Consider the following 2,843-nt stretch of genomic DNA (forward strand, 5'->3'; position numbering starts at 1 on the left):
AAAATTAAATAATTTAAATAAAAAAGTCATTTTTCGTTGTAGGAAAATATTAAATTTTTAAATAAAAGACATAATTAATTAAAATTATAATTTGCTATTAGTATCTTTTTAAAAATATTTACAATTATTTTAATAGGTTATGCAAGAAGTCTAATACATCAAAAATAAAACTAAAAATCTTATCTCAATTACTACTTTCTGATAATAAATTAATCATCTTTACCACTTCCTTTTTCCTTTTTAGGTTTTAAATTCTTTTTAAAAATATCAATATCAAACAATTATAAACGATCTTTAACATTCAATTTAGTAATTTCTGACCAGTAATATTCTTTATAATTAACTATTTCATCATTTTTTAAATCACGAACAAACTTTAATCATTGATTATCATATTTCTGTGCAAATTCTAATGGAATAATTTTTTTAAAAACCGAATTCCTAAACCAACATCCGACTTATGTTTTGCTCGTTTTCCTTCGGCTGTTCGTTCTACTGATTTTGTTTTTCAAATTTCATAATCTGTAATATATTGGAAAATACCAATTCGCATAATAAAGAAACAATTAAAAAAATTAAATCCTTTTTTAGCAATAGGTTTTTTCAATGAAATTGGAATAATAATACCACTTGCTAATTGCCTAATATTATTTCAAATCATACCCTCAAGCTGTGCTGTAAACAAAGCACGATTACCAAAATGTCTTGCTAATACAATTCACGGGATTTTACCACTATGAACTTTTTTCTCATCGTGGGGACTAGTTCCATCAATATATAAATAACTTTCATCAAATAAAATAACACTGTCATCAGGAGGAACTGATTTTGTTCTATCTGTAAAATCTAAATTTTTAAATGTTAAAACTTTAACTTTATCATCTTCTAACGGATAATTACTATAAATTTTATCTGTTAATAATTTCATAGTTTGTGATAAATAAGTTAAAAGTAATGTTTTACCAGTTCCTAACTTACCAATAATTACCGATAACGGATTATCTCAAACAAAATTAACTAAACGAAAAGCATTCAACTGATAAAATATGTTTTTTCAAACTCATCATACAAAATAAACACATTGCAAAGCAAACAATAATCAAAATACTAAACCAGTATAATTTAATGAAATTATCCAAAGTAATAAATCAATTAAACTAAACAAAATCATTGAACCACTAATATAACAATAATTTTTTAAGAAAAATATAAACTTTTTCATTACTTAAAATACCCAACTATTTTAAAAACCATTCATAATAAAAACCACGTTAAAAATAAAATCACAATTCAAACACCAATCATCAGAATTAAATATTCATTTTGTGTTAAATTTCAAGTTGTAATATTTTCAACATTCATTTTATCTATAAACAAAAAAACATGAATAAAAAACTCTTTTAATTTTTCTCAATCATTTTGCATTTTTAAAAACTCCACATTTTCTGAATAAGTTTTAAAAACATTCCAAAAAATAAAACAATAAATAATACAAACGATATAACATATAAAAATTCGGGAGCATTAGAACCAATAATATAACTAACAAATTGAACTCAATAATCATATAAACTCATTTAATTTAAGTCTTTCAAATCATTAATTAATTCTTGCTCTTTTTCAACATTTCAATTTGTTCGATTATTACTAATTGTTTTTTGAGGTTCACCAGGGAATAATGCTTTTTTCAGTTGTATAAAATAATTTTGTTTATATTGATTATATAAATTAATTAATTCAGTTCTAGTTAAATATTTTCATACATAACGTTTTAAATTTTCATCATATTTCACAATAGGATAAGAATTATCATAAATCAATCCGATTGCTACTTGTTCAGAATGTTTTTGACTAGGATAAATAAACTTATTACTAAATCAAAAACCAATATGGCGATTATGATTAGGTAAATTTATAAAACTTGCTTTATCAGTTTTAAAAACTACAAATTCTGCTCGAATAAAATAATTTTCTACATTAATATTCTTTTTATAAAAACTCATAAAAACACCTTACTTTCACACATATAACTCATTTTTACTAGTATCAATACCAGCAAAGAATTCACTTTCAATTATTTTTCAAAAAGATTGAAAACCATTAAAATTTATAAATCACTCAATATTGATTACTTTAATAATATTAAACAGATTTGGACTTTTATGTATAATTTGGTTCCTGATACATTACTCAAATCAACTCGCTTTCGGTTACACTGCATTGAACAAACATTTAACTTAAAATATAATTTACCAACAAATTTTTTATTCAAAATAGAACGACAAATTTGACATTTACGTTTAATAAAAAATATTCAAATTCCTAACATAATTAATCACACTCCTTAAAATTTGTAATAATTAGTTCTTGACCAAGTTTTGGTTTTCTATTATGACAATTAGTAGAACTATATACTCATTGAAATTCATTAATATTAAATTCTTTAAACAAGTCTTTAATAAATTCAGAATTATCAATACTTAAAATTCATTTACCTTTAATCTTTAAAATACTATCTTTTAGTTCATAAAAGTTCATTTTTGAATGTTTATAAACTTTTCCTTTATTGTAATAATACGGTGGATCTAAATATCACACAATATTTTTANCCATANAATTAATAGACTTCTTGCATAACCTAGTTATTTTAAAATTCCTATAAAATATATTTAAAATAGAAATTATAGGAATCTAAAATTATGAAATTTGATAAATTTGATTTTATTAATGATAAAGAATTATTCCGATTAACAGGAATAAAACAAGCCACTTTTAATAAAATGTTAGATATTTTAAAGGTTGCTGAAATAGAAAAATTTAAAAAAGGTGGCAAAGCTAACAAA

At 22.1% G+C, this 2,843-nt stretch carries 2 protein-coding genes and 1 pseudogene; all 3 read right to left on the minus strand.

All coding sequences use genetic code 4. The features are described from left to right. Positions 1–209: 209 nt before the first annotated feature. Positions 210–1,222, minus strand: a pseudogene (locus BST80_RS04850) (hypothetical protein). After that, positions 1,222–1,425: a DUF2649 family protein gene (locus tag BST80_RS04855; protein ID WP_415746213.1), complete on the minus strand. Its 204-nt coding sequence runs from the start codon at positions 1,423–1,425 to the stop codon at positions 1,222–1,224. The pseudogene BST80_RS04850 and the gene BST80_RS04855 overlap by 1 nt, the downstream one beginning before the upstream one ends. A 152-nt stretch (positions 1,426–1,577) precedes the next feature. Next, positions 1,578–2,003 (minus strand): DUF3627 domain-containing protein, encoded by a 426-nt coding sequence (locus BST80_RS04860; protein ID WP_415746214.1) that lies wholly within the window; start codon positions 2,001–2,003, stop codon positions 1,578–1,580. Positions 2,004–2,843: the final 840 nt, after the last annotated feature.

It is taken from the genome of Spiroplasma sp. Moj, assembly GCF_016082285.1.
In the GTDB taxonomy this organism is placed as follows: Bacteria; Bacillota_I; Bacilli_A; order Mycoplasmatales; family Mycoplasmataceae; genus Spiroplasma; species Spiroplasma phoeniceum.